Raw genomic sequence first — 26,890 nt, 5'->3', positions numbered from 1 at the left:
CAAACTTGTGCTGTCCGCTCCATTTGGAACTACATGCCGACTTTATCGTATCATATTTTACATAAAATACCACACTACACTTTCACATAAAAAAGGTGACCAGCTGTAAAAGCAGTCACCTTTCCTTCATGCAGGGACTTCTGTTCCTACTGATGTTTCCTCATATCCTCTGTGGCAGATATTTAAGAACAGTCCGACTGCCCCCATATCAATGAGGATGGAAGAACCACCGAAGCTCATAAACGGAAGTGCAATTCCCAGGGACGGAAGGACAGCCATGTTCGTCAGGATGCTGATGATAAAGTGCAAAGAAATAACCACAGCAATCACTAACGCTGCTAACTTCCCCTGCCCAGGTTTCACTTGTTTCCACATATAAATCATCCGAAGGACGAATAAGCTGATGAGGAACAGCAGGCTTATTCCAGCAAGCCAACCAAAAGAATGGATGACGTATACGAAAATATAGTCCGTATGAACTTCAGAAAGAGTGCCTGCGTTCATAGAGAAACCTGCTCCGAACCACCCGGCCGAACTCAAAAGGCTGGATATTTCAACGCTGTTTCGAACAGCCTCCGGTGCAAAGTAGGAAAATGGAGCAAAGTCAAATGCAAAGAGGAAGACGGGAACAGCTGCTGAAGCTGTAACAAAACCAGTCACCTGCCTAAAACCGGCTCCGGACGCTGTCATGACTACTAAGCAGATCAACAAACAAAGGGTGTACGAGACAACTCCCATCATTGCCAACAGCACAACCGGAAGGACAAGTATTCCTATGCCGATCACTCCATCAGCAGGCTTCTTCCAATTCCAAGACTCAAAGATGCCTGCTAGAGCTACTCCGACAATTAAAGCACTTATACCGGAAACGTCGAGCATAGCTATACCTATATCCAAATAAGGAGCTCCCCCTGCCCGGACGCCGATAAATAAACTGAGCAGGAGTATCAAAATTGCACCTGCATAGATGTAGGAAGAACAGCGCAGGATACGCGAATAATCAAGGCAGTAGAATACTGCCAGAAGCGCCGCACCCGCCAAATAATAAATTAAGCTGTTGGTAAATATAGATCCGATCATTCCATCAGGAGTATAGGATTGAATGAAATACATGGAAAGCAAGCCGACGATCGAAGTGATAAATACGGGCAGAATGATGGTCATCTCCACTTTTCTTCGATGGGTTCTATGAAGCTGCTTTCCTATTTCATCCGGGTCACCCATTTGAGAAAAGGCTTGATCCAGCGCTTCCTCTTCTGAACATCCATTACGCAGAGCATTCTCTTTAAGCTCCATCAAATGATCTTCTATTTCCAGTTTAATCTCTTGATGGAGACTCTTATTCTTAATTCGCCGGCAAACCTTATCTATGTACGCTGTTATCGGATTTTCCATGCTATTCCCATGCCATCCTTTCCCACGCTAATATATCGTCTACCGCCACTTTAAACGTAGACCACTCTTCTCGTTTCTCTTCCATAAACACTCTGCCTTCTGCGGTTAATCGATAATACTTTCTCTTTCTCCCGGTATCCCCCTGCCCCCAATACGACTCGATTACTTCATTTTTTTCAAGGGAATGCAGCAGTGGGTAAAGTGTCCCTTCTTTCAGACTAAATACCCCGTTCGACTTCTCTTCCATCACCCTGATCAATTCATACCCGTACATGGGCCTGTTATTGAGCAGGCTGAGAATGAGGATGGAGGTGCTGCCTTTCAATAACTCCTTGTTGACCTTCATTTGTCCATCACTCCTCATACCTAGAATTACTATGCATAGTTTATCTAGGTATAAGGATATGCCGTCCTCAAGCGTTTGTCAATAAGATGACAAATAAAAATCGAGACGTCTTTAAAAGAAGCGCCTCGATTCCACGGTTTGGACTATATTTTATTCCTGTTCTCTTGACCGATTGGAGCTGAAGCAGGTCGTCCTTTATTTTTGTATCCCATTCCAGAAAGTACCCCAGGAATCATCCAACCGTTTCCTATACACGTCATAAGGGAAATTCATCAAATAGATTAACGTTCCATCCAATATACACAAATAGGAAGTGAGTATCACTTCAAAATCTACGAATGTATCGTTCCCATCTTCTTCTTTGAAAATGGTATGAAGAAGGTGCTTAATTGCATGCTCCATCTCCAGATACTTACTATTTATCAACTCTTTGAATGGTTCGGGAGGAATAATAAAGAACCTTCTTACAAACAGCCCGATACTATTATTATAGAAATACTTATTCAGATCGATCAGCAGGTGATACAGCTTTTTTTCCATATCATAAGAGGACAGTTCCTGATACTGCTCCGAAATGAATGCGACATACTTAGCCATCGTTAACTCAACAACTTCTTCAAACAAATGGTCCTTGCTGGAGAAATAAGCGTATATAGACGGCGCCTTTATATTCGACTTTACTGCAATGTCCTTCAGTGAGGTTTGCTCATATCCTTTATCCGCAAAGGTGACTAAAGCATTATCAAGTATTCTTTTCTTCGTCTCTTCCCCTTTTGACATGCTTACAACTCCTTTTCATACACGCACTTCAAGCGTTCATCAGAGTTCACTATGTCATAAGTTCCTTTATTTTTCAATAATATTTCGTTTCTCGATAATCTTAGCTGTAGCCACTGTTCCTACAAAAAGCAAAATCCCTATCAGTAAAAGGACATCGCTCAGCCAGGTAGTAGACAATTTAATGGCCAAAAGGCCGGTCATCGCCATCATGTTTATACCAATAGCGTCCAATGCTACCGATTTATCAGCTTCCGACGGTCCTTTCATCGCACGAATCACTAATATTAAAATAGAGATGGCAACCGTGATGATGCATAGATCCACTGTGAAAATAAGGATATCTGTCAATGTCCCTCCCCCTTCCTCCATGAATTAAGAAACAAATTTTAATCCTACAATGCAGGAGATGACACCAATAACGAGTGCAATCTTTTTTGGATTTTTTTGTTCATGAAAGAGGAACATTCCTAAAAGAACACTGCCGGCAGCTCCCACACCAGTCCATATCCCATAGCCGACGCTTATTGGGATGGACTTTAAGGATAAGGATAGTAAAAGAAAACTGGATGCCATGAAAATTATAAAAATCAAGGTCGGCTTGAGTTTGGAAAACCCCTCCGATAATTTCAGGAAGATTACGCCCCCAACTTCCATCAACCCTGCCATAATCAAAATAAACCAACTCATATTAAACGCTCCTTTCCGCTTCTTCTTCCGGTTGTTCTCCAACTAACTTAAGACCGATGATGCAGCTGATTAATACTACCAGTAACAATACTTTCAACACGCTCACGCTGTCCTCGAGGAACAACATCCCCAATACCCCCGTACCAAATGCTCCTATACCTGTGAAGATCGCATACGCTGTTGATACCGGTAAAACGGACAGCGACTTGGAGAAACACCAAAAACTGAAAATGATTAAGATGACTGTCGGGATGACGTAAAGGATGTTCGTGAAACCTTCTGACAGTTTCAATCCGAATGCCCAACCTATTTCACTCAGACCAGCTAAAACAAGATAGAACCATGCCATTATTAAATCCTCCTATAATAAAAATCTAACGAACGTTAGTTAGATTTTATGATAAATATCCTCCACTTTCAAGTATCAATACTTAAAAGTGACTGCTGAACATGTGGAAGCGGAAAGCATACTAAACAAATTGAAAATATACCCGATATAAGTACAACTACTTTAACGACCAGAGGGCGTGTAAATTTGGAAAACATTAGAGAAAGGAACACCAAAGGTAATTACTCCGGTATGACCAAGAGAAGGTTGAATGCAACAGACCTCTTAGGCATAGTAATTGCTGCGATATTTATACCAAAAATCAGTTTTAATGAATTATCTGGTATAGAAACACTGGCTGGCGGGATTTTGCTTTTGTGGCTGGTATTAATCCTTATAAAACTGCTTGTAATCCTGAAAAGAAGAGCCTGAATGCTCTTCTTTGCCGAGTTTCTATTTATCTTACTGTGTATATTAAGTTATGGATTATCTTCTTCATAGGTAAGTGCATGGAAATCAAAGACTTGCCGGGATACGTTCGGTCATGTGTTAGAAGAAGCTGATAAAATGGATAGTGTTTTTTCGAAGAGCAAGGAAGGGGTAATTTAAAATTTCGTCAACAGGTGCTCAAATAAATAGAAATGACGCAGCCTCTCCTTTTTGAGAAACTGCGCCATTCCAGCACTTTGTAAGATGATTCCGATTGGGCTCGAACCAACGACCTCCACCCTGTCAAGGTGGCGCTCTCCCAGCTGAGCTACGGAATCGTATGTAGTATTTTGTCGGCGTTTCCTGCTGACAAGTAATAATATACTATGGATCGAGAAAGATGTCAACGGATATTAAAAATATTTTTAACAAAATGTAAATTCCCTTCTTTTCCTCTATTAAATCCTCCTTTCTCTTCCATTCAACTTTTTACACAATAGTATGATAAAATAAGTGAGAACACGTTTACATTGGATATAGGAAGGGAAATTTTTTGTGAATTTCCCTGTTGTGAGGAGGTGGCTGGAATATGGGTAGGGAAGGATCCATGACAGAGTATGAAATAGAAAGTGTCTACTTACAGGAGACGATGAAGCTGAAGGTGTACAAGCCGAAGAATTTCTCCTCCTTGTATAAATACCATTTCTGTATCATGCAGGATGGAAACGACTACTTCCAAATGGGACGGGCGGCGACACTCAGTGATAAGCTGCACCGCGACAACCGGATAGAGAATACGATTTTCATCGGCATCCATTATCAGGATAAGTACGACCGCCGTGAAAAGTATCATCCGGACGGTTCACGTCAGGGCGATTATGTGAATTTTCTCATTCGGGAAGTCGTTCCGTTTCTTGATGAAGAGCTCCCCGGCTACCATATGGGCCGTGGACGCACGCTTGCCGGAGATTCGCTTGCCGGCACGCTCGGCTTGATGACGGCAGCCAAGTTTCCGAATATTTTCGGTAATGTTATTGCACAGAGTCCTTATGTGGATGAGCATGTAATGGAGGTACTGGCGTCTGCCCGCGACTTCTCCGCGCTTACGATCGACCATACAATCGGCAAGGAAGAAACATCCGTTGTCACGACAGATGGAGACACGCTGGATTTCCTTACTCCGAACCGCGAGCTCCGCGACTTTCTTGAACGTCAGCCGCTCAGCTATACGTATCATGAATTGGACGGAGATCATACATGGGGCTCTTGGCAGCAGGATTTTGAACGTGCTTTGTTGAACATGTTTGGGAAAGAATAATGGAAACATATAAAGGAAGAATCAGGAGGGTTAGCCTAATGAAATACGGCATTGCAGTTTTTCCATCGAAAAAAGTCCAGGATGTGGCGAATTCTTACCGCAAGCGTTACGATCCCCATTATGCGCTTGTTCCCCCGCACATTACGATGAAGGAGCCGTTTGAAGCGGATGAGGCGGAAATTGAAAACATCATCATCCCTGAATTGAAGGAAATCGCTAAAGAAACACAGCCTTTCTCCTACGGCGTCTATAAAGTCAGCTCTTTTTCACCGGTGACCAATACTATTTATTTGAAGATCGATCCATCCGAAGAGATCTTCGCTTTGAACGATAAACTACATGCCGGCCAGATGCCGGAAGAGCGTGCGTATCAATTCGTTCCGCACATCACGATCGCCCAGAAGCTTTCGGATGAGGAATTCTCTGATGTATACGGCAGCCTGCGTATGCTTAAATTCGATCTTAAGGATGAAGTGGACCGCTTCCAGCTTCTTTATCAATTAGAAAACGGTGCATGGAGCGTTTATGAAACGTTCCGCCTCGGCCAAGGGTGATCTGCTTTGATGGACATCGTTAAAGTCACCAAAGACAGCCAGCGTCAGGATGCTTATTATGTCAGGCGCACGGTTTTCGTAGAGGAACAGCACGTCCCGGAGGAATTGGAGATTGACGAATTGGAAGAATCGGCGATTCACTTCGTCGGATATGAGAGCGGAGAACCAGTCGCCGCGTCCAGACTCCGCTTCGTGAACGGGTATGGGAAGCTCGAGCGAATCTGTGTCATGAAAGATCAGCGCGGCCGTTCATACGGCAAAAAGATGATCGAAGAAATGGAAGCCGTGACGCGTGAATACGCGTACGACAAAGCGAAATTGAATGCACAGACCCAGGCAGAGAAATTTTATGAATCGTTAGGATATGTCACCATATCCGGGGAGTTCATGGATGCCGGCATCCCGCACGTGACCATGGTCAAAAAACTAAGCTAGAAAAAGCCGCCTTTCCCGGCGGCTTTTCTTTTGCCTTCTACTTCTGTTTAAGCATACATTTTTTTGACTACAATGGAGCGTATAAGAAGTTATAAGGGATCGTGACAATATGGATTATATAAACATCACAATAGAAACACTGTTCGGCTTTGTCGCCCTCTTCATCATGACAAAAGTACTCGGTAAATCCCAAATTACACAGATTACGGCGTTCGACTTCATCGCGGCTCTTGTCCTAGGGGAGCTGGTCGGTAATGCTCTCTATGATCCGGAAGTCGGCGTCCTTGATATCGGGTATGCCATCCTCTTATGGAGCATTCTTATCTATACGACGGAAATCATCACAGAGAAGTTCAAAGGGACAAGGAAACTGCTTGAAGGTATGCCCTCCCTGATCATCTACAAAGGAAAAATCGACAGAGAGCAGTTGAAGAAAAACAAACTCGACCTCGACCAGCTCCAACACCTGCTTCGTTCGAAAGACGTGTTTTCCATGAAGGAAGTCCAGTATGCTCTTTTGGAAACGGACGGTACGATGTCAGTTTTGAAAGCATCACAGTTTCAGAACGTGACGAGGGACGATATGAAACTGACACCGGAAGAGGTGCCGCTGCCGAGGACAATCATCAGCGACGGTGAGATTATATGGGACAACCTGATGGAAGCTGGTTTTGACGAAGCCTGGCTCGAACGCCAGCTGAAGGCACAGAATTACAACGAGCCTAAGGAAATCATGTATGCAGAGTATACAGACGGCGACAAACAGTTATATATTCTCAGCATGTGAAGCAGAGTGGAACATCCAGCGGTTCCCCTCCACGCGGTCCTCGATGAGGCCCGCTTTTTTTAATCCGATCAAATAGGCCGTTACGGCCGTCCGATATAAAAGAAACTGGGAAAGCCCCTTCGTTTCCACTTCGTACCGGCTGCACATCGCCGTGATCACCTCTTCCTGGGATACTCCGTCACGGCCTCTGATAAATCGATGCAGCCAATGGAGAATTCCTTCATGATAGGCGATATTTGCATCGATTACAGCCGTATGATCTGTTTCATACTCCCCGTGCCCCGGAAGGGATCCTTCACATGGGATATCCCGAAGCTGCCGAAGACTCTCCAAAGCAGCATGTGCATCTGTTAAATAAGGGATTTTGTGCTTATGTAAGGTATCGATGCCGAAATAGCTGTCGGCCGCATATAACACCCCTTCCACTTTAATACCGAGCTGATGATAGCTGTGGCCCGGAAGAAAAAACGCCTCCCCTTCCATCTCCCCTATTGGAAATTTCCCTGCACCTACCACATCGTCTATCCGAACTGGCGGTCCCTGCAGAAACTTATTATTGAGCTCTGGAACCGGATCGTTGCCACCGGACAAATAGAGCGGCTCCAGCTGCGGATAGCGTAAGACAGCCTCTTCAAGCGGAGCAGCCATCGTATGGACATCATACTGTTCCTGCACATACGATGCGCCTCCGTAATGATCCGCGTGTGCGTGCGTAATAAAAAGGTGCGTCAATGGAAGATCCCTTTTCCTGATCTCCTTGAGCACCTTTTTTATAGAAGAGCGGTCGAGTCCCGCGTCTATAAGCAGGCCACTCTCCCCTTTATTTACATAGCCGATATTGACGGAACCTTTCCAGTAGAAACAATGGTCGTTCATCGCAGTAAATGACACGTCCTCCACCCTTTCAGCGTTTTCATACTTCTTCGCTGAAACGGCGTCCTTTTCCTGTCATTTCCGAGAAAACATTCTCCACTTTCTTCGGAGACGGCTGCTCGGATGCATGAAAGCGGCCGGATGTGTATAGCGTTGAGAGCGGTTCATACTTCTGCTTTTCTACCTCCGGATGATCACCGTGTCGGAGCTTTGATGCGAGGTCCGCCTGAAAAACCTTCTCTATGCCATATGAAGTCCGGTGTGCTTCCACGACCCGTTCCTGATAATCCTGATACTGATAGAAATGGACCGGCAGAATATATCCCATCCTGCTCCCTCCTTTTCTTTCTATACCCGCATTCCGCCTATGCTACTCACTCAAAGAACCCTTCCATTTTTCCTATTTGCTTATTCAGGAAAGCTTCCATGTCCGTCATCCGCTTATCGAAGCGCCCCTCCCAGGCTTGGAAGTCCTTCTCCCACTGGCCGAATTTCTTCTCCGGTTGACGGATGATGCCATAGTTTTTCGACGTTTCCATATTTATTTCCTGCAATACATCAAATAACGTCTTATCCTTTTTTTCCTCACTCACAGCCGATCGGTCCACAGGTACAACATCGACTGGATCCCGGCGACGGCTAACAGCCAGATGAGCCATTCTCCGTAAGGAACAATCATATAGAAGAGAAGCATTAGCAGCGAGGACCAGACACCGACACACCACTGGCAGCTGAGACCTTCCCCGATAAACCCTTTCGGTTCAATCCACTCTTCCTCGATTCCCTCTTCATTCTTGACGATTTTTGTTTCCATAAACGGTTTCCGGAGCCATTCAAAGATATAGTCCGCGACCAACAAACGGGTCAAACGGAAGCTGGCCAGACCGATCAACAGAAATTCAAACACACTTAACATATACCTTCATCCTCTCCATGAAGAAAAAGCCACTACGCTTTTGGTAGTGGCCGACAAACCGAAACGGATCAGAACCAGCGGAATCCTCCGCGGCGATCTGAAGATTCATCATCTTCTTTTTTATGGTGTTTTTCTCTGGAGCTGCTTTCTTCTGCAGCCTCTTCTCTATGCCGGCGTCCCCCGAAAAATGGATCGACGAAATCGTCTCTGTCCTTTTGACCGTGGTGGTCAGGACGATGGTGCTGTGGTTCGATGATGACGTTATCTGCTTTAATGATAAGATCCTTCACATGGATGACCTTTTTCTTTTCAGACATTCCATTCACTCCTTATTCGAATTCACTGTTAATCTATGGCGTTTGCCCTGATTGAGTATAGTCGTCTGCCCATCCATGGAAAAAAACTTGCCGTTTTGTTGAAAAGGGTCAAATGCCCACACCGACAAAGCGCACCGACATATTGTAGTAAAGACGATACGTCAATGCGTATGGAAAGGGGAAAATAATAATGAGCTGTGGTAAAAATTACGATTCAGGCTCTTGTGTAATCGATATTCTTAAAGATATCGTCGATGCACAGAACGATGTGATGCATGATTGCACAACAAGCTGTGAGCAGTCAATCGCTGATCTTCTAGGTGACACGGGCGGAGGTTCCGGATTCGATACGGTTCCTGTCATCCTATACTGCAAAGATGGATGCAAACCTTTCAAAGGATACGGTTCTAAGCGAAGCGGAGAAGGCTGTGACGTAAGAGGAAGCTTCTTCTTCCGCGTTAAATCCGTAGACAATGACGGATGTGCAATCCTCGAACTTCTATTCGCCGACCGTTGGCACCGCGGGGATGACGAAGAGAGTGGAGACGAGGACTTCCGTGGAAAACACGACTGCGATCCTAAATCTCCAGCAGACCAAAGCTGCCGCAACCTGCGCGCTTCCGGAATCTGCATCACGGTTGATTTGAACTGCTTCTGCCACGTAACTTGTCTGCCGGCAGCAGCCACACTATAAAACAAAAACCGCGCCCACAAAGCGCGGTTTTTTATGCATTTAGAAACCGAGAAGACGGATGTCCGTAATGTCCGCAAAGGGAACCGTCCGCTCGAACGGCCGCTGGAACACTTTCATATGCACCATACCATCCTGATAATCGGTGATGTAGCCTTTGTACTGCTCTTCCGCTGTTTTCACTTCACACTTCATCTTCGGCACGTGGGGAGAAAGCTTGAAGAAATAGTTCACTTTCTCTTCCAGGGACAACTCATGGAACCCCTGCCTTCGTTCCCGCGACGTAGGCGTCCGCTTCTCTTCCTGCCCCGCTTTACTGGCAGGAGGATCGCCGGGCGCTTGTTCCTCCTCCTTCTTCAGCTTCGACAATTCTTCCACATGCGGTGCTTGTTGACGGCGCATCCTTGTCTCTTTCTCTTGAGCCGATGTTTCTTTCGCTGCCGGTTCCGCTGATGGCACACTCGCGTCCACCGACTTCCGCTGCGTCCGGAAGCTCGTTTGCATCGGAACTTCCGCCGGCTTCAATTTTGGCTGTACAATATAAAGCATTGGCTGCTGTGCAAGGCGTTTCTCTTCGGCCATAGGGATCTCTCCTTTTCCATTCGATCATCATTCTATGTATATGCCCAAGTTCCCTTTCATGTTCAAAAACATGAACATAATATATAAATCCCTGATTATTCCTTCAACCAATACTTACACCATGTTTCATTTAATTTCTAGTATTATGCAAAATAGACCTTCGCCACAGGCAAAGGTCCACTTCATTCATTCAATCAACCTTTTATTACCATCCCTTCGGCAATACTTCAAACAAACTCAAGAAAGTATAAAGGGCGGCACCGCTGAATAAGAGAATGAGTAAAGATTGAATAGCAGGGTGGGCTAGACGTCCACAGTTCCATTCCGGCTCTTTCTCCCCCACTTTTCTGGCTTTGTTGATCATAATAACCGGGAGAACTGCCATGATCACACCAGCAAAAGCACCCGCGATGGATATAGCATCGACGAACCCGATCACCCCACTATAAGCAATCACGAACGGTGGAACCGCAACAAATGCAAGGGAAATGAGTCGGTACTTCACATCCCATTCAGATGGGAATTTAAACATATCGACAATATTGGTAAGGAAACTTCCACCGATTGCCCAGAACGATGTCAGCATGGCCAACAAGGCAAAACCATTGGCCGTGAAGAAAGCCCATGTCCCTAAAGCCTCTGCCCAAGCAATAGTCACGACTTCTGTCACATTATCCGGTCCCGTCAATCCGAGGGCAGCCATCGGGATCAATGCCATGAATATACCAGAGATAAGCATCCCAATAATGATTGCTCTCGGCAGGTTCTTCACATTTTCCTTAGACGAATAGCCTCGTGCAAGCTCTGGGACAGTATATTGTGCGATGAAAGCGAAGATTGCTAAACTGAACACCGGAATAGCAAAAGTGATATCCGCAAACGCAAGGAAACTGGCTTCAAATGTTGGGGCTAAGAAGGAAGCAACAACTAAAATAAGAACGAGGACAGACATGCCGGCAATAATGATTTTCTCGGCTATTCCTGTCGCTTTCAATCCAAACCAGATGACAATTACTGCAGGGAGGAAGAAAAGAAGACTCCCTAAACTGGAAGGAATGTTAAGAAATTCGGCTAATATATTTCCGCTTCCTGCTGTATACGCAATCAAGGCACCTAATGAATTGACCAGAACTGATAAAAACATGAGCCACGAGCCGATCTTTCCTACATATTTTTCAGCTAGCCCGCTGAGCTGGAGGGGTTTTTTCGTCCGAAGGGCCGTTTCCGCAATGTACAGCATGGAAACCGTCGTCAACGTTCCTGCTACAACGACCCAAAACAGCAGCACAGGCCATCCTGCGTTCTTTGCACCGAACGCGAGGCTCAGTATTCCGGCTCCGACATCTGCTCCTACGATAATTGCAACCCCTTCTGACAGTTTTAGATTCGTCTTTTTTAAAGCATCAGGTTTTGTTTCCAACGGATCTATATTTCCTACTTCCTTGTTCAACATATGACCACTCCTTTGTATGTGCAATGCTATTACGTATCTAACAATTCTTTGCCTGCAATCCCCGGGTGTGTCATCTCATATGGAGCTAAAATGACACGCAGCTCTTCTTCGGTCAAAAGTCCATGCGACACGCAAAGGTCTCTTACTGAGCGGCCGCTCTCAATAGCATCGCGGGCCACCATCGACGCTGCCTCGTAACCTATATGAGGGTTGACCGCGGTTATGATCCCTACACTTTGTTCTACGTAATGCTCCAAATGCTCCACATTGGCTTCGATTGAAATGAGACAGTGATCGGTGAACGAACGGAACGCTTGGTTCATCATGCTTATGGATTGAATCAGATTAAATACAAGTACAGGCTCCATCACATTTAATTCCAACTGGCCCGCTTCAGATGCCATACAAATCGTATGATCGTTGCCAATCACCTGAAAGGCGACTTGATTTAACATTTCCGGCATAACAGGATTCACTTTCCCAGGCATAATGGAAGAACCAGGCTGTCTGGCAGGGAGGATGATTTCCGCAAGTCCTGCACGAGGTCCAGAAGCCATCAATCTCAGATCATTGGCGATCTTCGAAATATTCATCATACAAACTTTCAGATTAGCAGAAACCTCTGTATATGCATCCGTATTTTGCGTAGCATCGACGAGGTGTTCAGCATGTGCCATCGGTAAGCCTGTCAAATCGCGTAGATGGGAAATAACACGTTCTATATACTGAGGATCTGCATTCAACCCGGTCCCCACCGCGGTTGCACCGATATTCACTTCATAAAGGTGCTGGCGGGATTGATCGATCCGCTTCCAATCGCGGCGAAGGACTCTGCTGTAGGCTTCGAATTCCTGGCCGAGACGAATCGGAACAGCGTCTTGCAGATGCGTCCTTCCCATTTTAATGACCGTGTCGAATTGCTTTGCCTTATGATCGAAAACTACAATCATCTCATCCATTGTTGCCAACAGATCTTGAAGAAGCTGCAGCGTCGCCAGATGAATAGACGTCGGGAAAACATCATTTGTCGACTGTGACATATTTACATGCGTATTAGGACTGATTTGTTCATAGGCGGCTTTTGGGTAGCCTGTCTTTTCAAGAGCTCGATTGGCGATGACTTCATTGGCGTTCATATTCATGGAAGTACCCGCTCCGCCTTGAATGGGGTCCACAAGGAACTGATCGTGCAGCTTCCCATCAATCACCTCTTGAGCTGCTTCTGCAATGGCCTTCCCTTTCGAAGCATCCATCCTCTTGACATCAGCATTAGCAAGTGCTGCAGCTTTCTTAACCGTAGCAATTGCTTTGATCAATTCACCATGTATCCGATAACCCGTAATGGGAAAATTTTCGACTGCCCGTAACGTCTGAATCCCGTAGTAGGCGTCGATTGGAACTGCCTTTTCTCCTAAGAAGTCTTTCTCTATCCTTACATTTTCTGCTTTCTTCACTGTTGTTCGCGCAATCATTGTATCCCTCTCTCCCTCTTCAAACAGTCGTTTCTTGAGAATGATCGATGACCCTCTAAAAAAGAAGCGAATTGATAGAGTAATGCTTCCTGTCTATGTGGTCCTATCAACTGCACTCCGATTGGTAAACCCGCTCTGTCCTTACCCCCAGGTACAGATATTGACGGGTGACCCGTGTAGTTGGTGGGGGAGGTCAAGCGTAACAATTCTTCTCTTACATGCTTTTGTTCTCCATTTACCAATACCTCCCGCTTACCGATCTCTGTCGGAAGTATAGGAAGGGTGGCAGTCATAAGAACGTCGATATGTCCGAAGACCTGATTGAAGGCTGTAGTCAGTTGCGACCTCCTCTCTTGATACTTAACATATTGATAACCCGGGACCTTGCGGCTAATGCCGATTCTTTCGTAGACTTCTTCCTCCAGTTTATCTTTGTGCATTTCGTAAGTTTGTTCATGTACCGCTGAAGCCTCTGCCTGGATGGTGATTGATTGTGCAGCTATGATTTCGTTCATAACCGGAATCTCTACCTCCTCTACAGTCGCGCCTGCGCGTTTCCACATCTTGATACACTCTTCCAGTACGTTCCACACTTCACTGTCGACGATCGTACGAAGGTTCGACGGAATACCAATCACCTTGTTATCCAAGTCATGACCAATCAAGGATCGATAATCCGGAGCCAATCCATTGATGGAGTATGGATCTCCAGCATCATAACCAGCTATCAAATTCAATAAGAGAGCATTGTCTTTAACCGTTGCAGTCATCGGACCTACATGATCCAATGAGTAAGCTAAGTCATGAACTCCGCGCTTACTTACTAAACCAAATGTCGGCTTCATGCCGACTATCCCGCATAAGGAAGACGGAATACGAATGGACCCACCTGTATCCGTTCCCAAAGCGAAATCAACCACTCCCGCCCCTACAGCCGCCGCAGATCCGCCACTTGATCCCCCTGTAATCTTGTTCTTATCATAAGGATTGAAGGTTGGTCCGAAATAAGAGCGATCCCCTATCGGTCCGTATGCAAACTCATGCAAATTTGTTTTACCTATAACGACAGCACCTGCTGCCTTCAGCTTCTTAATGACAAAAGCGTCCTTATCAGGAGTATAATTTGCATAGACTTCTGAGGCCATTGTCGTCCGTATTCCTTTCGTATAGATGTTATCCTTAACAGCTACGGGAATTCCGTGCAAATCACTCCTTCTCCGTCCTTCCAACAACTCGCGCTCCAGCCGTTCTGCGTCTGCCATCGCTTCCTCATCAGCAATTGTGATAAAAGCGTTAGTATCCTCCTGTTTTCCATGGATTTTTTTCAACGTCTCTCTTACAATCTCTACCGGAGACACCTCTTTCTTTTTCACTACCTTTGATAGATCATTAAGACTCATCCTAAATCAGCTCCCTGTACATCAAATCGGATAGTTACCAATGTAATCGTCCTACACCCTCTTATATGCAAGTTCAGTGCCAACTTTATCATCAACGATAAAACGTATATTTTTTAGAATTATCTTGCTATTCTTCATTGTCACATGTAAAATCTAATGCAAAGTTGCATAGAAAAATGCACCTATGCATGAATTCGCTTGCAGAAAGGAAGGGTATTTTTGAATGAACATCTATACTTCCCTTTAGAAATGGCATTAAATTCCTTATCATCCGGGTTTCTAATTATTGATCGTAAAGGCATGATTAAATTCATCAATTCAAAAGGAGAAAGATTGCTGGAGGCAGACCCTGGAAAAGCTGTCCAATCCTCCATAAAGGAATGGACCACGGAAAAAGAAGGCTTCTTCTTTTTAAGCGAGGAATATCAAATTAGCACTATATTTGTGGGTTCAAAGAAATTAATTGTCAACCACTCACCAATTTTTACGGATGAAGGATTCTTTGGAGTGTCCGCTTTCTTCGAAGAGGAACAATCCTACCATGGATTAATAGATGAACCCCAGTTCCAACAGAGCTTAACGTCTGATTTAAAAGCATTGTTCGACACATCCTATGATGTCATTTATGTGTCGGATGATAAGGGTACTACCCTTCGTGTCAGCTCCGCATGCAAAGAACTGTGGGGAAAAGAAGAGAATGAGTTAGTCGGAAAAAATGTATACGATTTTGAAAGAGATGGTGTTTTCACTCCTTCCATCACTCGCCTTGTACTTGAAAAAGGAGAAAGTGTGTCCGTCGTGCAAACAACACAGACTGGCAAGAAGCTAAAAGTCATAGGCACCCCGATAAGAAATAAGGCTGGAGAAGTAATACGAGTGGTCAATGTGTCAAAAGATATAACAGAATTGAGTGAGCTTCAAGCTGAGTTGAAAGAGATGAAACAGCTCGTAGAAGATTATAAGAAGGAGTTAGAGGACCTCAGAATTAGGACGAACCCGAAAACCCATCTTATTTCTGAAAGTTATGAGATGAACCACGTCATCCAGACAGCACGACGTGTCGCCAAAGTGGACTCCACAGTGCTCATCCATGGAGAAACAGGAGTAGGTAAAGAAGTGATTGCCAATTATATTCACACCTCAAGTCCTCGATCTGACAAGCCTTTTATAAAATTAAATTGTGGTGCTATCCCTGAGAGCCTTCTTGAATCAGAGCTGTTCGGCTATGAGAAGGGAGCTTTTTCCGGAGCGGTGAAACAGAAGAAAGGTATGTTTGAACTAGCCCATGGCGGATCTTTGTTCCTTGATGAAATAGCAGAAATGTCACTTCCCCTTCAAACAAAATTATTGCGTGTGATACAGGAAAGAGAGCTTATGCGCCTTGGCGGAACGTCGACGATCCAATTGGATGTCCGCTTAATTACAGCGACACACCAAGACTTACTGCAAATGGTCAACAAAGGCAGCTTCAGGGAAGACTTGTATTATCGCTTAAATGTCATTCCTATAGAGATCCCTGCCCTAAGAAATAGGACGGATGATATTGTAGAATTGGTTTTATACTTTCTGAATCAATTCAACGAAAAATATGGACTTACGAAGAAGTTGTCACCTTCAGCCCTTGATTTACTACAAAGCTACAAATGGCCTGGCAACGTAAGGGAACTGCAAAATATTATGGAAAGACTTGTTATAATGACAGACGGAGAAGTCATAGATCAAACAATAATTGAAGAATATTTGATAATAAACCGCAAGCGCCCGTCGGAAAATCTAGTAGTAAACCATATCATTCCTTTAAAAGAGTGTGTGGAAGAAGCTGAAAGACAGCTATTAACTTTGGCTCAACGAGAATATCGGTCAACAAATGATATTGCTAAGGCTCTACAGGTCAATCAGTCAACTATCAGCAGAAAATTAAAAAGACTAATTCCCTGAGGGTATTAAAATCTATAAAAAATGTGGTTATCTTTCCTAGATATCCTCGAAACCACCCGACTGACTTTATATTCGGTCAAAAAAGACCCATTTCTCTTCTTGAGAAATGAGTCTTATAACCTTTCAAAGATAATTATAATTGAGAAAATAATATATTATCCTTCTACTATGAAATCTTATCTTTTTAAACCATACAATAAAAAGCCTTTTCTAAGATGTACGCAAATCAGTACGCGACGGTACTGAAGCCGCCATCAACGTGAATAATTTCTCCGGTCACTCCGCGGGACAAATCACTCATGAGGTAATACCCGGTATCCCCCACTTCCTCCTGCGTCACAGGACGGCGGAGCGGAGCACGTTCTTCAATGACCTGAAGAATCTGATTGAAGTCCCCGACACCTTTGGCGGACAAAGTACGGATCGGACCTGCCGAAATGGCATTGACGCGAATGTTGTGTTTGCCTAAATCATTGGCCAGGTACTTCACGCTCGCATCCAGACTAGCTTTGGCTACACCCATGACGTTGTAGTTCTTCACGACCTGTTCTCCGCCGAGATATGTCATCGTAAGGATGCTGCCGCCCTCCTTCATCAACGGTTGGGCTGCCCGTGCAACAGCCGTTAAGGAATAGGAGCTGATGTTATGGGCCGTCAGGAAACCGTCCCTGCTTGTGTTCAAATACTCATTCTTCAGCTCTTCCCTGTTGGCGAAAGCGATACAGTGCGCAAGTCCGTGGATGACGCCTACATCTTGTCCGATTTGTTCAAATGTCTGGATGATCGCTTCATCGTCCGTTACATCACACTCATATACAAGGGATTCCGGTCCGCCTTCCAATGTATCAGCAAGGTCTTGCACAGCTTTCTTGAAACGCTCGGATGCTACGGTGAAAATGAGACGTGCTCCTGCCGCATGCAGCGACCTTGCTATTCCCCAGGCGATGCTCCGCTTGTTAGCGACACCCATGACGACGTACGTACGATTTTCCAAAGAAAAATTCATCCGTTAAATCCTCCTAAATTAGCATTTGATATTAGTACCTGCTCCTATTTTAACGGAAAGGCTTACATATGACAATGTACAAAAAGAGCCTCCCAATTATTGGGAGGCTTCTTCTCAGCACCATTCACAGTATTCTAATTCTGCTTTTAATTCTTCTACATATTCATGGGAACCGGTGACAATCAGGCGGTCACCCATTTTCAGTTCGGTATCTCCATGAGGGACGATGGAATCTTTTCCTCGGAAGATACGAACCATAATTACGTCCCCGGTGAAAGGAAACTGACGGAGGTGAGTGCCGTTATAAATGGAATTATTCATATTGATCTGATACAACGCGTTCTCCTGAGTTGTGAGGATATCCAGGACATTCGGCGCTTCGATCATGGCTTTAAGCAATGCTTTCGTCGACAGGAATACAGAGAACACACTTACGTTCAAGTCCTTCATTTCCTGAGCGAGGTCGGTGGATTCGATTCTTGCGATGACGCGCTCGACTCCCTGCTCTTTCGCAAAGCGGGCAATCTTGGCGTTCCGCTCTTCATCCCCTGTCGATGCGACGAGAAGATCGACATCGAATACTCCGATTTCCTTCATCTGCTCGACATCATAGTCATCGAGCTCCTTGATATCGAAGCACTGCCTCGTAATCCGGTCATCGATCTTATCCATTTTCATATGATAGAGGTGCGTTTCATACGCGTTGACGTCAAGCTCTCTCACGACCGGCAGCGTCATCCGGTTGGAACCGACGAAAGAAACGACCGTTTTGTGGTCTTCCTCTTCAAATCTGCCGTAGATTTTCTTGAAGAGAATCGGTCCGATCAGGCATGTCAAGACGGCGACGAGAATCAGCGCGCCTTCCATCTGATCATCGATCATTCCTTCACGCTTCCCGATCGCCGCAGCAGCGATGACAAGGGAAAGCGTCGAAGTGAGGATGAATCCCGAACCGAATACGGTCTTCATGTCATACCACTTGCTGAGAAGCAGGGCAGGTACGACCTTGGAAACGAGCAAGGCCAAGAACAAGAGCGGTATTAAAAGAAGCACTCTCGTATCTGTAAACAAGCTCCAAATATCGATTTCCACACCGACCATTACGAAGAAGATCGGAATAAGGAAACCGTAACCGAAGCTGTCCAGCCGCTTGACCATTTCCGGGTTTGGAGACAATAGAGATACTAACGTCCCGGCAAGGAACGCACCGAGGATGTTTTCTGCCCCTACCTGTTCCGACAGGGCTACAAGCAGAAGGATCAGCGTGAAGACCGCACGGGTATCGATCTGAATCGTCCCTTTGGTCATCGTTTCTACATAGGACTGATGACGGAACTTCTTGCCAATGTAATAGAAAAGCACACCGGCTGCGAACAGAATCAACAAGAGCCACGTATTTCCTCCGCTCTCTCCATAAATGGAGACAAATACCGCAAGGAGAATCATCGTCACCAGGTCTGCAATGACGGCGATCAACAGAATCGTCTGTCCGATCGTTGTCTTCATCATTTGGGCATCTTTCAAAGTAGGAACGACGACACCAAGGGATATCGTTGAAATAATCAACGTCATTAAGAAGGCATTATCGATGAAGCCGGCCCATACGAAGGCGAACGATAAGGCCAGGGATATGACGAAGATCCCCAGGAATACAAGCGTCGCCACCCAGACCGGGTTCGGAGCACCAGTATTTTGGTTTTCCGGTTTTGCTTTCTTTTTCTTTCTTGCGAAAATCGAAAAATCAATCTCCAGACCGCTTAAGAACATCAGGAAGATGAACCCAAGCGTCGAGAGTATTTCAAGCCAGCTCCCCTGATCAACGAGGTCAAATCCACTTTGACCAATGATCAAGCCGACGATAATTTCAGCTACTACCACCGGTATCATCGTTAATTTAAATCGGTGTAGTAAAATTGGTGTAAGGAATGCGGCGATAATGACAATAACGAGCGAAGTTACTGAAGCACCATGTTCCATACGTACCCCCCTCTCCAACTATTCCTAGTTGATGAATTTTTATATTTATCATCTTCTTTCTTCTATACTGCCTATTCCTTCATGTTTTCATTTCCCCATTCTTTACGTATCTGCTTAAATAAGCAGGTTCATGAAGGCGGTGGCCATTCCGAAATAAATAAGAATGGAAATTAAGTCGTTCAGCGTCGTAATGAACGGGCCGGAAGCAACTGCCGGATCGACGTTCAGGCGGTGCATGATCAGCGGTACAAGCGAACCAGCCAACGTAGCTACAATCAGCGTCAATAGAATGGATAGTCCAACGAGGACACCCAGGAAAAAGTTCCCCTGCCATATATATACAATCAACATCATGAGAACACCGCAGACAATCCCGCTGATTAAACCCGTTCCCGCTTCGCGCATCATCATTTTGATTTTTCCCTGTTTTTCAAATTCACCAGTTGCAATACCGCGAACGGCAACGGCAAGCGCCTGTGTGCCGGTATTCCCCCCCATTCCTGCAATCAGGGGAATGAAGATCGCTAAAATGGCGACTTTATCCAACGTTTCTTCAAAACGACCGATCAGACTGGCGGTCAAACTGCCGAGGAAAAGCAGAATGATCAGCCATGGCAGCCGTTTCTTCGCTGAGGAAAAGGCATTATCATCCGGACTGTCAACATCAGAAATGGCGGCGAATTTAGAATAGTCATCACTCGCCTCTTCTTCCATGACGTCCATAATATCATCGACGGTGATGATTCCGAGCAGATGGTCCTGGAAGTCCACGACCGGCAGGGCCAGGAAATCGTAGTCACGGACCATCCGTGCCACTTCTTCCTGGTCATCTCCCACTGAGACCGATACCACCCGTTCATTCATCACGTCGGCAATCAGCCAGTCTTCTTCCGAAATAATCAAATCCCTTAAGGAGATAACTCCTGCAAGACGCTTATCCTCATCAATGACATACGTATAGTAAATCGTCTCGGCGTCAGGTGCTTCGGTTCTTAAATGGACCATCGCTTCTTTGATGGTCATGGTCGCATTGACCACGACATATTCCGTCGTCATGATCGACCCGGCTGTTTTTTCTTCATAATGAAGCAGGTCCTTGATTTCATCCGCAGCTTCTTCATCCATGATCGTCAAGAAGCTTGCCACTTTGTCCTTATCCAATTCATTAAAGATGTCGACTGCATCATCGGCGGACATTTCTGCAAAGACCTGGGCGGCGAAGGTCGGATCCATTTCGGAGAAGAACGGTTCAATCTCTTCATAATCAATATGTTCCATAAAATCCGCTACTTCTTCCGGTGACAGGTACGTATAAATCTGCAGACGAACGTCTTCGTCCCTGCCTTCGAATATCCTTGCTTGATCATATGGATGTAGTTCCAAGAACTCCGCCCGGAACTGATCGATATGATCATTGAACAGCGCATCTTTGATATTCGCCCAGACCTGCTGGCGTTCTTGGTCATCTAAGTGTTCCATAAGCAACCCTCCCCGGCGTCTATTTCATTTTTGACCGTTTAATCTTAATGGCGTAAAGCCCTTTTGTCAACGGAAGTCATTTTTTTGTCATTTTTCTTTTTGCTTCGACCAAAATCCTGCATAATCGTAGTGTAACAGAAGCCTGCTCAGGATGGGAGCGAAATACTGAATGGCGGCTGGAGAAAAGGTTTACAATTGATTAGGATGGGAAAAATAGGAGCGATATATAGAAGAAGGGACGAATTTGAATGGCCTACGATATCATTGGAGATGTTCACGGATGTCTCGACGAACTGAAGCAGTTGTTTGCAGAGCTCGGGTATGACTGGCATTCCGGAATACCGGTACATCCAGAAGGACGCATACCCGTATTCGTCGGTGACATAACCGATCGGGGACCTGATTCGATCGGCTGCATCCGTCTCGTAACGGAGCTTGTCGAACAGGAGAAAGCCCTCTATGTACCAGGCAATCATTGCAACAAGCTCTACCGTTTTTTTCTTGGTAACGGTGTTCAGGAGAAACACGGATTGGAAACAACGACAGCAGAATACCGCAGCCTGCCGAAGGAAGAACAGAAGGAGATTAAACATCGGTTCAAACAATTATATGAGCAGGCACCGCTCCACCTGATACTAAAAGATGCACATGCAGTAGTGGCCCACGCCGGTATCCGGGAAGAAGATATCGGTCGAAAAAGCAAACGAATAGAGACATTCGTCTTATATGGCGACATTACGGGAGAAAAGCTTCCAGACGGAAGGCCGGTAAGGCGGGACTGGGCTCAGGAATATCACGGAGACCGCTGGATCGTTTACGGCCATACCCCGGTCCGTGAGCCGCGATTTGTCAATCAAACCGTAAACATCGACACCGGCTGTGTTTTCGGCGGGGACTTGACGGCCTTTCAACTTCCGGAGGAAACGATCGTCCGTATCCCTTCGTCTATGCCGTTCATGGAAGAGAAATTCAGCTATTAAAAAATCCGAACGACTTTGCTTTCTTCCTGTAAGGCATGCAAAGGGTCGTTCGGATTTTTATTTTTCTTTCATGTAACTGCTCCATATAGAAGGGGCTTTAGAATCGAAGCTCATAGACTCTCCTGTCCAAGGGTGCTGCAATTTAAGATGATAGCAGTGAAGCGCCTGCCCTGCCAGCTTATCTGCTTGTCGCGCCCCATAAAGGGTATCACCGACCAGCGGATGCCCGATATGTGCCATATGGACACGAATTTGATGCGTTCTTCCCGTCAACAGCTGAAAGGCAACTTTGGACACCCTGCCACCCGTCTCCAGCACATCATACATCGTTTGTGAAGGCTTCCCTTCCGGGTCAACCGTTCTTCGGATGATGGAATCGTCCGCTCTCTCAATAGGTGCGTCGATTAACCCCTTTTCCGGTTCCGGTAGGCCTTCCACCAATGCTTGATAAAAGCGGTCCACCAGTTTAGCCTTTCTCGTCAGCAGCATGTGACTGTATGCATGTTTCGCGACCAGCATCAGCCCCGATGTGTAGGTGTCGAGTCTCGTGACAATATGGACGGTGCATGGGTGACCGATTTCCTCATAATAAGCAATCAGATGACTGGCAATGGACGGTTCCTTTTTGTAAGGAGGAACGACAGCAATGCCGGACGGTTTATCCAATACAAGAATATCCTCATCTTCATAAAGGATAGCAAGCGGACCTTCCACCGGCTCAATTGCTCCCCGTTCTTCTGCAGGGAACACGACCGTGAGCGTCGAGGCGCCTTTCAAAGGCTGCCACATTTCCGCTTCTTTTTCATCGATGAAGATATGTCCGTTCATGCGGACCCGCTTAAGAAGCTGACGGGAGAATCTGCCCTTCCCCCGCAGGAAGTCCCTTACCGATCGTCCCGCGTCGGACGGGTCGATGTCCCACTTCTTTTTGATATTACTGCTCATGCTCATCTGCGACAAAGGAATCGTGAACCCTTTTCCAGAACGGGAACGGACGGAAGCGGGCGAAGCGAACCTTCTCTTCTGCTACACGGAACTGAATCGATTTCACATCTTTGTACGTACGGGAAATATGATCGAGCGTGAAAAGGAAGCTCCGGTCGTTCTTCGGCTTGAACATGCAGGTGTGATGGCTCGGCAGAATCAACGGCGAGCCGATCGTCCGGAAGACACGGTTGTTGATGGATGCCATTTCCGCAATCTGGAAGGCTTCCAGCGACGGATGAAGGATGGCTCCTCCCAATGCTTTGTTATAAGCCGTACTACCGGAAGGAGTCGATACACAAAGACCATCTCCACGGAACGTTTCAAAATGATCGCCTTTGATCTCGATATCCATGACCACAGATCCTTCTGCCGTCTTGATGGTACACTCATTCAAAGCAAGGTAGCGATCTTCTTCTCCGCCTCCGTGCGGACGGATCGTTACTTCCAGGAGAGGGTACTCCACCACTTGGAACGGTGTTTTGGCGATTTCAATGATCAACTTCTCCATTTCTTCCGGCATCCAGTCGGCATAGAAGCCGAGGTGGCCGGTATGGATACCGATGAAGGCTGTTTTATCAAGGCGGTGGACATAGGTGTGGAAGGCTTCCAGCAACGTACCGTCCCCTCCTACAGAAATCGCTAAATCCGGTTCCTCTTCGCTGTATTCCAACTGGAATTCGGTTAAATAGCTTTTTATTTTGCTGCGGATTTCATTCGATTTCTTATCTCCTCTGGACAAGATGGAGAACTTCATCGGTGACCACTCCTTTACGAATTGTTCGTATTCTTCTTCTGTTCTTCTTTCTTCATGAAGACGCGCTGCGCTTCCTGGACTTCGCTCTTGATCTTTGACATCTCTTCATCCAGCTGAAAGGCAGCTTCTCCAGCCCGCTTCAGGCGGGACTTGATTTCTGAAGGTATTTTTCCCGAGTATTTATAATTCAATGAGTGCTCGTTCGTCGCCCAGAAGTTCATCGCCAGCGTGCGGATCTGAATCTCTGCCAACACTTTCTTCTGGCCGTGGATCGTTTCCACAGGATAGAGGATGACGACATGAAAAGAGCGATATCCACTGTCTTTCTTATCCGAAACATAGTCCTTCTCCTCGACGATTTCAAAGTCCTGCCTGTTCCGCAGCATGTCGACAACGGCATAGATGTCGTCCACAAACTGTGTCATCACACGTACGCCGGCTATATCCTGCAGTTCATCTTCAATATTCTCCGGATTGATGCCCTTCCGTCTTGCTTTCTGGACAATGCTTGACCGGGGCTTGACTCGGCCTGTTACGAATTCAATCGGCGACTGCTCCTCCTCGTACTCGAACTGCTTCCGCATTCCCTTTAATTTGATTTTTAATTCTTCCACCACTTGTATATAAGGTGCCATAAATATTTCCCAATTCATTCAGCGCCCACCTTTATGTATCCAATCTTCATAGTAATTATGTGCGTTTTCTTTCCTATTCATTGTATCATAAAGTATAGCGACGGAATAAGCAGTACGTCTGACTATTTCCCATAATCAGGAGGTTTTTACATGTCTCAGGAAATTGAAATCGAATTCAAAAATCTGCTAACAGAAGCGGAGTATAACCGTATTTATCAGTTTCTCCCATTCGAATCGGTTGAACTTATGGAACAAACCAATTATTATTTTGAAACAGGTGACGGGCAATTGCGGGGGAAGGGCGCTGCACTAAGGATCCGGAAGAAAAACGGCTCCTGGACCATGACTTTGAAAGAGCCTCACAAGGACGGACTTTTAGAGACTCATGCACCTTTGACAGAAGAGGAAGCGAACCTATGGATCCAGAACAAAGGTCCGAAGAAAGCAGATATCTCCCGTCAATTGGAGGGGCTCGGCATCGATCAGGACCGCCTTCACTACCTCGGTTCGCTTACCACACGTAGAAAAGAACTGCCTTATAACGGAGCTCTTGTCGTTCTTGATCACAGTCTTTATTACGATAAGGAAGACTACGAACTGGAAGTGGAAGCTCCATCGAAAGAGGCAGGTTTACAGGTCATCAAGCAAATTCTGGAGGCGTGCAAGATTCCCGAACGGCAGACAGATAATAAGATTAAACGCTTCTACCAAGCCAAGCTGCAATCAGAATAGTTGCCGTCCACACCTCCCCATTGCTAAAATGGACTCACAGACAGGACAGGAAGGGATTATATGCAACAACGTGGTACGATTTTCGATGAAATAGGAAAAGATAAAATCGATCAGCTCGTCGAGGCTTTTTATGCACGGGTACAGAAGCACCCGGACTTAGTACCGATTTTCCCCAATGATTTCAGCGAAACCATTCGTAAACAAAAACAATTTTTGACACAGTTTTTTGGAGGTCCGCCCCTCTATGTAGAAGAGCACGGTCATCCGATGCTCAGGGCGAGACACCTGCCATTTGAAATAACTCCAAAGAGAAGAGATGCCTGGCTGTCATGCATGTCGGGAGCCATGACGGAAGTGGGCATAGAAGAACCCCACCGCTCCTTCATGTTTGAGCGATTAACGATGACAGCCAACCATATGATGAATACACCTGAGGATGAGAAAGGAGAATCGATGTGAGTTGGAAAAGCTTGAGCAGTGAAAAAGAGACAAATACCACAACAAGCGGCTTCTTCGATTTATTGAAACGGCCTATAGAAATTTATGTCTTCATCGATCCTCTCTGCCCGGAATGCTGGTCCATGGAACCTTTTCTCAAGAAGCTCAACATCGAATACGGCCGCTTCTTCACCATAAAACCGATCATCAGCGGCAAGCTGGCTAATCTGCATCAAAATAAAATGAAGAAACCGGAAAATCTGAAGCAGGCCTGGGACCATACGGCGTCCCGTACAGGTATGTGCTGTGACGGCGATGTCTGGCTGGAAAATCCCGTCGCTTCCCCTTTCGCAACGGCTCTCGCAGTCAAAGCAGCGGAATTGCAGGGGAAAAAAGCAGGCATGCGCTTTCTTCGCAAAGTACAGGAATATGTATTCCTTGAGAAGCAGGACATCTCTGATGAGAAGGTACTCATCGAATGTGCGGAACAGAGCAAACTGGATGTCAGGGAATTCAAGAAAGACATCCATTCCGATGCTGCGAAACGGGCCCTCCAATGCGACTTGAAGCTCGCTCATGAAATGGAGGTTGATTCCACGCCGACCATCGTCATTTTCAATGAGTCAGAAGAAGACGCCGGACTGAAAATCACCGGATTGTATGCTTACGATGTGTACGTGAAAGTGTTGAAAGAAATGCTTCAGAAAGATCCAAAGCCTGGTGTAAAGCCCGCTTTGGAGGATTTCTTGCAACACTATCGCTTCGTAGCGAATAAGGAGATCGCCGTCGTATACGACTGGACGGAACAGGAAGCGAAACGGGAAATGAAGAAGTTGGTCCTGAAGCAGAAAGCAAGAGAAGTGCCTGTCAAACACGGTACTTTCTGGAAATATATGAACTCTTGAACAGTAACAGCTCCCGCATCCAGCGGGAGCTGTTTTTACATAGAATCCCCCTGACAAGCATAGGATGATTCAAGGAGGTGTGTCTGTATGATGAAACTATGGATGGCGGTTCTTTTTCTTCTTATCATTCTGATGCTTCTGCTGCTTCACCTGCTCGCCTTAATGAAGATGTTCCCGTTATACGTCACATCGCCGCTCCTCTTTGCAGCTATCTACCTGACTATTTCCCTGTTTACTCACAAGAAAACCTTCCGAGGTTTTAAATGAGCACGCTACATAGTTTTTCAAAAAAAGAA

32 protein-coding genes and 1 tRNA gene are annotated in these 26,890 nt (G+C 45.8%); 11 read left to right on the top strand and 22 right to left on the bottom strand.

Going from position 1 to position 26,890, the window contains the following annotated elements:
- Nucleotides 1-126: 126 nt before the first annotated feature.
- The 7 genes from M662_RS06090 to M662_RS06060 all read right to left on the bottom strand — a co-directional run bounded on the left by M662_RS06090 (nt 127) and on the right by M662_RS06060 (nt 4,303).
- Nucleotides 127-1,395 (bottom strand): FtsW/RodA/SpoVE family cell cycle protein, encoded by a 1,269-nt coding sequence (locus M662_RS06090; RefSeq protein ID WP_026578381.1) that lies wholly within the window; start codon nt 1,393-1,395, stop codon nt 127-129.
- 1 nt (nt 1,396) lies between these two features.
- Nucleotides 1,397-1,741: a PadR family transcriptional regulator gene (locus tag M662_RS06085; protein WP_008638115.1), complete on the bottom strand. Its 345-nt coding sequence runs from the start codon at nt 1,739-1,741 to the stop codon at nt 1,397-1,399.
- Between the two features lie 195 nt (nt 1,742-1,936).
- Complete coding sequence (locus tag M662_RS06080) at nt 1,937-2,521, bottom strand: TetR/AcrR family transcriptional regulator (RefSeq protein WP_008638116.1); 585 nt, start codon at nt 2,519-2,521, stop codon at nt 1,937-1,939.
- Between the two features lie 66 nt (nt 2,522-2,587).
- The gene (locus tag M662_RS06075) at nt 2,588-2,869 is read right to left on the bottom strand and encodes a monovalent cation/H+ antiporter complex subunit F (protein WP_008638118.1); all 282 of its coding nucleotides are present in this window, start codon (nt 2,867-2,869) and stop codon (nt 2,588-2,590) included.
- A 24-nt stretch (nt 2,870-2,893) separates the two neighbouring features.
- A complete protein-coding gene (locus M662_RS06070; protein ID WP_026578380.1) occupies nt 2,894-3,208 on the bottom strand; it encodes a DMT family transporter in 315 nt (104 codons plus the stop codon).
- A gap of 1 nt (nt 3,209) precedes the next feature.
- A complete protein-coding gene (locus M662_RS06065; protein WP_008638120.1) occupies nt 3,210-3,557 on the bottom strand; it encodes a DMT family transporter in 348 nt (115 codons plus the stop codon).
- Between the two features lie 673 nt (nt 3,558-4,230).
- Nucleotides 4,231-4,303 (bottom strand) — tRNA-Val (locus M662_RS06060).
- A 251-nt stretch (nt 4,304-4,554) separates the two neighbouring features.
- On the opposite strand from M662_RS06060, the gene M662_RS06055 reads away from it, so the two are divergent.
- The 4 genes from M662_RS06055 to M662_RS06040 all read left to right on the top strand — a co-directional run bounded on the left by M662_RS06055 (nt 4,555) and on the right by M662_RS06040 (nt 7,059).
- Entirely contained in the window at nt 4,555-5,283 is a 729-nt protein-coding gene (locus M662_RS06055) for an alpha/beta hydrolase (protein WP_008638700.1), read from the top strand.
- A gap of 38 nt (nt 5,284-5,321) precedes the next feature.
- On the top strand, nt 5,322-5,837 hold the full coding sequence (locus M662_RS06050) for a YjcG family protein (RefSeq protein WP_026578378.1): 516 nt from the start codon (nt 5,322-5,324) through the stop codon (nt 5,835-5,837).
- Between the two features lie 9 nt (nt 5,838-5,846).
- Complete coding sequence (locus tag M662_RS06045; RefSeq protein ID WP_026578377.1) at nt 5,847-6,272, top strand: GNAT family N-acetyltransferase; 426 nt, start codon at nt 5,847-5,849, stop codon at nt 6,270-6,272.
- A 109-nt stretch (nt 6,273-6,381) separates the two neighbouring features.
- On the top strand, nt 6,382-7,059 hold the full coding sequence (locus tag M662_RS06040) for a DUF421 domain-containing protein (RefSeq protein WP_008638704.1): 678 nt from the start codon (nt 6,382-6,384) through the stop codon (nt 7,057-7,059).
- Here the strand turns inward: M662_RS06040 and M662_RS06035 are convergent.
- From M662_RS06035 to M662_RS06020, 5 genes are all read right to left on the bottom strand, one after another.
- Entirely contained in the window at nt 7,039-7,950 is a 912-nt protein-coding gene (locus M662_RS06035) for an MBL fold metallo-hydrolase (protein ID WP_026578376.1), read from the bottom strand. The genes M662_RS06040 and M662_RS06035 overlap by 21 nt on opposite strands.
- A gap of 22 nt (nt 7,951-7,972) precedes the next feature.
- Nucleotides 7,973-8,260, bottom strand: a complete 288-nt coding sequence (locus M662_RS06030; RefSeq protein WP_008638706.1) for a hypothetical protein — start codon at nt 8,258-8,260, stop codon at nt 7,973-7,975.
- A 46-nt stretch (nt 8,261-8,306) separates the two neighbouring features.
- Nucleotides 8,307-8,471 (bottom strand): hypothetical protein, encoded by a 165-nt coding sequence (locus tag M662_RS19460; RefSeq protein WP_193743891.1) that lies wholly within the window; start codon nt 8,469-8,471, stop codon nt 8,307-8,309.
- Between the two features lie 50 nt (nt 8,472-8,521).
- Nucleotides 8,522-8,848: a DUF1360 domain-containing protein gene (locus M662_RS06025; protein ID WP_008638708.1), complete on the bottom strand. Its 327-nt coding sequence runs from the start codon at nt 8,846-8,848 to the stop codon at nt 8,522-8,524.
- A 68-nt stretch (nt 8,849-8,916) separates the two neighbouring features.
- Nucleotides 8,917-9,165, bottom strand: a complete 249-nt coding sequence (locus M662_RS06020; RefSeq protein WP_008638709.1) for a hypothetical protein — start codon at nt 9,163-9,165, stop codon at nt 8,917-8,919.
- A gap of 190 nt (nt 9,166-9,355) precedes the next feature.
- Between M662_RS06020 and M662_RS06015 the strand changes: the two genes are divergently transcribed.
- On the top strand, nt 9,356-9,859 hold the full coding sequence (locus tag M662_RS06015) for a CotY/CotZ family spore coat protein (protein WP_026578375.1): 504 nt from the start codon (nt 9,356-9,358) through the stop codon (nt 9,857-9,859).
- Nucleotides 9,860-9,898: 39 nt separating this feature from the next.
- Here M662_RS06015 and M662_RS06010 read toward each other — a convergent pair whose 3' ends face one another.
- The 4 genes from M662_RS06010 to M662_RS05995 all read right to left on the bottom strand — a co-directional run bounded on the left by M662_RS06010 (nt 9,899) and on the right by M662_RS05995 (nt 14,763).
- Nucleotides 9,899-10,438: a CotO family spore coat protein gene (locus M662_RS06010; RefSeq protein WP_026578374.1), complete on the bottom strand. Its 540-nt coding sequence runs from the start codon at nt 10,436-10,438 to the stop codon at nt 9,899-9,901.
- A 205-nt stretch (nt 10,439-10,643) separates the two neighbouring features.
- Nucleotides 10,644-11,891 (bottom strand): aromatic amino acid transport family protein, encoded by a 1,248-nt coding sequence (locus M662_RS06005; protein WP_051348952.1) that lies wholly within the window; start codon nt 11,889-11,891, stop codon nt 10,644-10,646.
- A 29-nt stretch (nt 11,892-11,920) separates the two neighbouring features.
- Complete coding sequence (aspA, locus tag M662_RS06000) at nt 11,921-13,363, bottom strand: aspartate ammonia-lyase (protein WP_051348951.1); 1,443 nt, start codon at nt 13,361-13,363, stop codon at nt 11,921-11,923.
- The gene (locus M662_RS05995) at nt 13,360-14,763 is read right to left on the bottom strand and encodes an amidase (RefSeq protein ID WP_051348950.1); all 1,404 of its coding nucleotides are present in this window, start codon (nt 14,761-14,763) and stop codon (nt 13,360-13,362) included. Before M662_RS05995 ends, aspA begins: the two co-directional genes overlap by 4 nt.
- A gap of 219 nt (nt 14,764-14,982) precedes the next feature.
- On the opposite strand from M662_RS05995, the gene M662_RS05990 reads away from it, so the two are divergent.
- The gene (locus M662_RS05990; protein ID WP_051348949.1) at nt 14,983-16,701 is read left to right on the top strand and encodes a sigma 54-interacting transcriptional regulator; all 1,719 of its coding nucleotides are present in this window, start codon (nt 14,983-14,985) and stop codon (nt 16,699-16,701) included.
- 226 nt (nt 16,702-16,927) lie between these two features.
- On the opposite strand, the gene fabI is transcribed toward M662_RS05990, so the two are convergent.
- From fabI to mgtE, 3 genes are all read right to left on the bottom strand, one after another.
- Nucleotides 16,928-17,707 carry an enoyl-ACP reductase FabI gene (gene fabI, locus M662_RS05985; protein WP_008638716.1) on the bottom strand — a complete coding sequence of 260 codons (780 nt, stop codon included), beginning with the start codon at nt 17,705-17,707 and terminating at the stop codon, nt 16,928-16,930.
- 114 nt (nt 17,708-17,821) lie between these two features.
- Nucleotides 17,822-19,684: a monovalent cation:proton antiporter family protein gene (locus tag M662_RS05980; RefSeq protein WP_026578370.1), complete on the bottom strand. Its 1,863-nt coding sequence runs from the start codon at nt 19,682-19,684 to the stop codon at nt 17,822-17,824.
- Nucleotides 19,685-19,798: 114 nt separating this feature from the next.
- Nucleotides 19,799-21,163, bottom strand: a complete 1,365-nt coding sequence (mgtE, locus tag M662_RS05975; RefSeq protein WP_008638720.1) for a magnesium transporter — start codon at nt 21,161-21,163, stop codon at nt 19,799-19,801.
- A 248-nt stretch (nt 21,164-21,411) separates the two neighbouring features.
- Here mgtE and prpE point away from each other — a divergent pair, with 248 nt between their 5' ends.
- Nucleotides 21,412-22,143, top strand: coding sequence for a bis(5'-nucleosyl)-tetraphosphatase PrpE (gene prpE, locus M662_RS05970; RefSeq protein WP_026578369.1), 732 nt, complete (start codon nt 21,412-21,414; stop codon nt 22,141-22,143).
- A gap of 57 nt (nt 22,144-22,200) precedes the next feature.
- Here prpE and M662_RS05965 read toward each other — a convergent pair whose 3' ends face one another.
- Genes M662_RS05965 through M662_RS05955 form a run of 3 tightly spaced genes read right to left on the bottom strand, consistent with a single transcriptional unit; the run spans nt 22,201 to nt 24,537 of the window.
- Complete coding sequence (locus M662_RS05965; protein WP_236096541.1) at nt 22,201-23,088, bottom strand: RluA family pseudouridine synthase; 888 nt, start codon at nt 23,086-23,088, stop codon at nt 22,201-22,203.
- On the bottom strand, nt 23,078-23,884 hold the full coding sequence (locus M662_RS05960; protein ID WP_008638727.1) for an NAD kinase: 807 nt from the start codon (nt 23,882-23,884) through the stop codon (nt 23,078-23,080). The genes M662_RS05965 and M662_RS05960 overlap by 11 nt, the downstream gene beginning before the upstream one ends.
- A 14-nt stretch (nt 23,885-23,898) precedes the next feature.
- Nucleotides 23,899-24,537, bottom strand: coding sequence for a GTP diphosphokinase (locus M662_RS05955; protein WP_008638730.1), 639 nt, complete (start codon nt 24,535-24,537; stop codon nt 23,899-23,901).
- Nucleotides 24,538-24,669: 132 nt separating this feature from the next.
- Between M662_RS05955 and M662_RS05950 the strand changes: the two genes are divergently transcribed.
- The 4 genes from M662_RS05950 to M662_RS05935 all read left to right on the top strand — a co-directional run bounded on the left by M662_RS05950 (nt 24,670) and on the right by M662_RS05935 (nt 26,861).
- On the top strand, nt 24,670-25,251 hold the full coding sequence (locus tag M662_RS05950; RefSeq protein ID WP_008638731.1) for a CYTH domain-containing protein: 582 nt from the start codon (nt 24,670-24,672) through the stop codon (nt 25,249-25,251).
- Between the two features lie 60 nt (nt 25,252-25,311).
- Nucleotides 25,312-25,710, top strand: a complete 399-nt coding sequence (locus M662_RS05945; protein ID WP_008638732.1) for a globin domain-containing protein — start codon at nt 25,312-25,314, stop codon at nt 25,708-25,710.
- Complete coding sequence (locus M662_RS05940) at nt 25,707-26,594, top strand: ClpXP adapter SpxH family protein (RefSeq protein WP_008638733.1); 888 nt, start codon at nt 25,707-25,709, stop codon at nt 26,592-26,594. Before M662_RS05945 ends, M662_RS05940 begins: the two co-directional genes overlap by 4 nt.
- A gap of 87 nt (nt 26,595-26,681) precedes the next feature.
- Complete coding sequence (locus M662_RS05935; protein ID WP_008638734.1) at nt 26,682-26,861, top strand: hypothetical protein; 180 nt, start codon at nt 26,682-26,684, stop codon at nt 26,859-26,861.
- Nucleotides 26,862-26,890 lie beyond the last annotated feature (29 nt).

The sequence above is a fragment of the Bacillus sp. SB49 genome (assembly GCF_000469135.2).
Taxonomy (GTDB): Bacteria; Bacillota; Bacilli; order Bacillales; family Halobacillaceae; genus Halobacillus.
The sequence above is the reverse complement of the archived record's forward strand: the minus strand, read 5'-3'. Positions and strand labels throughout refer to the sequence as shown.

Coding starts and splice junctions, on each gene's coding strand:
- M662_RS06090 (WP_026578381.1), bottom strand. CDS start 1,395: ATGGAAAATCCGATAACAGCGTACATAGATAAGGTTTGCCGGCGAATT.
- M662_RS06085 (WP_008638115.1), bottom strand. CDS start 1,741: ATGAAGGTCAACAAGGAGTTATTGAAAGGCAGCACCTCCATCCTCATT.
- M662_RS06080 (WP_008638116.1), bottom strand. CDS start 2,521: ATGTCAAAAGGGGAAGAGACGAAGAAAAGAATACTTGATAATGCTTTA.
- M662_RS06070 (WP_026578380.1), bottom strand. CDS start 3,208: ATGAGTTGGTTTATTTTGATTATGGCAGGGTTGATGGAAGTTGGGGGC.
- M662_RS06065 (WP_008638120.1), bottom strand. CDS start 3,557: ATGGCATGGTTCTATCTTGTTTTAGCTGGTCTGAGTGAAATAGGTTGG.
- M662_RS06055 (WP_008638700.1), top strand. CDS start 4,555: ATGGGTAGGGAAGGATCCATGACAGAGTATGAAATAGAAAGTGTCTAC.
- M662_RS06050 (WP_026578378.1), top strand. CDS start 5,322: ATGAAATACGGCATTGCAGTTTTTCCATCGAAAAAAGTCCAGGATGTG.
- M662_RS06045 (WP_026578377.1), top strand. CDS start 5,847: ATGGACATCGTTAAAGTCACCAAAGACAGCCAGCGTCAGGATGCTTAT.
- M662_RS06040 (WP_008638704.1), top strand. CDS start 6,382: ATGGATTATATAAACATCACAATAGAAACACTGTTCGGCTTTGTCGCC.
- M662_RS06030 (WP_008638706.1), bottom strand. CDS start 8,260: ATGGGATATATTCTGCCGGTCCATTTCTATCAGTATCAGGATTATCAG.
- M662_RS19460 (WP_193743891.1), bottom strand. CDS start 8,471: ATGGAAACGTCGAAAAACTATGGCATCATCCGTCAACCGGAGAAGAAA.
- M662_RS06025 (WP_008638708.1), bottom strand. CDS start 8,848: ATGTTAAGTGTGTTTGAATTTCTGTTGATCGGTCTGGCCAGCTTCCGT.
- M662_RS06020 (WP_008638709.1), bottom strand. CDS start 9,165: ATGTCTGAAAAGAAAAAGGTCATCCATGTGAAGGATCTTATCATTAAA.
- M662_RS06015 (WP_026578375.1), top strand. CDS start 9,356: ATGAGCTGTGGTAAAAATTACGATTCAGGCTCTTGTGTAATCGATATT.
- M662_RS06010 (WP_026578374.1), bottom strand. CDS start 10,438: ATGGCCGAAGAGAAACGCCTTGCACAGCAGCCAATGCTTTATATTGTA.
- M662_RS06005 (WP_051348952.1), bottom strand. CDS start 11,891: ATGTTGAACAAGGAAGTAGGAAATATAGATCCGTTGGAAACAAAACCT.
- aspA (WP_051348951.1), bottom strand. CDS start 13,363: ATGATTGCGCGAACAACAGTGAAGAAAGCAGAAAATGTAAGGATAGAG.
- M662_RS05995 (WP_051348950.1), bottom strand. CDS start 14,763: ATGAGTCTTAATGATCTATCAAAGGTAGTGAAAAAGAAAGAGGTGTCT.
- fabI (WP_008638716.1), bottom strand. CDS start 17,707: ATGAATTTTTCTTTGGAAAATCGTACGTACGTCGTCATGGGTGTCGCT.
- M662_RS05980 (WP_026578370.1), bottom strand. CDS start 19,684: ATGGAACATGGTGCTTCAGTAACTTCGCTCGTTATTGTCATTATCGCC.
- mgtE (WP_008638720.1), bottom strand. CDS start 21,163: ATGGAACACTTAGATGACCAAGAACGCCAGCAGGTCTGGGCGAATATC.
- prpE (WP_026578369.1), top strand. CDS start 21,412: ATGGCCTACGATATCATTGGAGATGTTCACGGATGTCTCGACGAACTG.
- M662_RS05965 (WP_236096541.1), bottom strand. CDS start 23,088: ATGAGCAGTAATATCAAAAAGAAGTGGGACATCGACCCGTCCGACGCG.
- M662_RS05960 (WP_008638727.1), bottom strand. CDS start 23,884: ATGAAGTTCTCCATCTTGTCCAGAGGAGATAAGAAATCGAATGAAATC.
- M662_RS05955 (WP_008638730.1), bottom strand. CDS start 24,537: ATGAATTGGGAAATATTTATGGCACCTTATATACAAGTGGTGGAAGAA.
- M662_RS05950 (WP_008638731.1), top strand. CDS start 24,670: ATGTCTCAGGAAATTGAAATCGAATTCAAAAATCTGCTAACAGAAGCG.
- M662_RS05945 (WP_008638732.1), top strand. CDS start 25,312: ATGCAACAACGTGGTACGATTTTCGATGAAATAGGAAAAGATAAAATC.
- M662_RS05935 (WP_008638734.1), top strand. CDS start 26,682: ATGATGAAACTATGGATGGCGGTTCTTTTTCTTCTTATCATTCTGATG.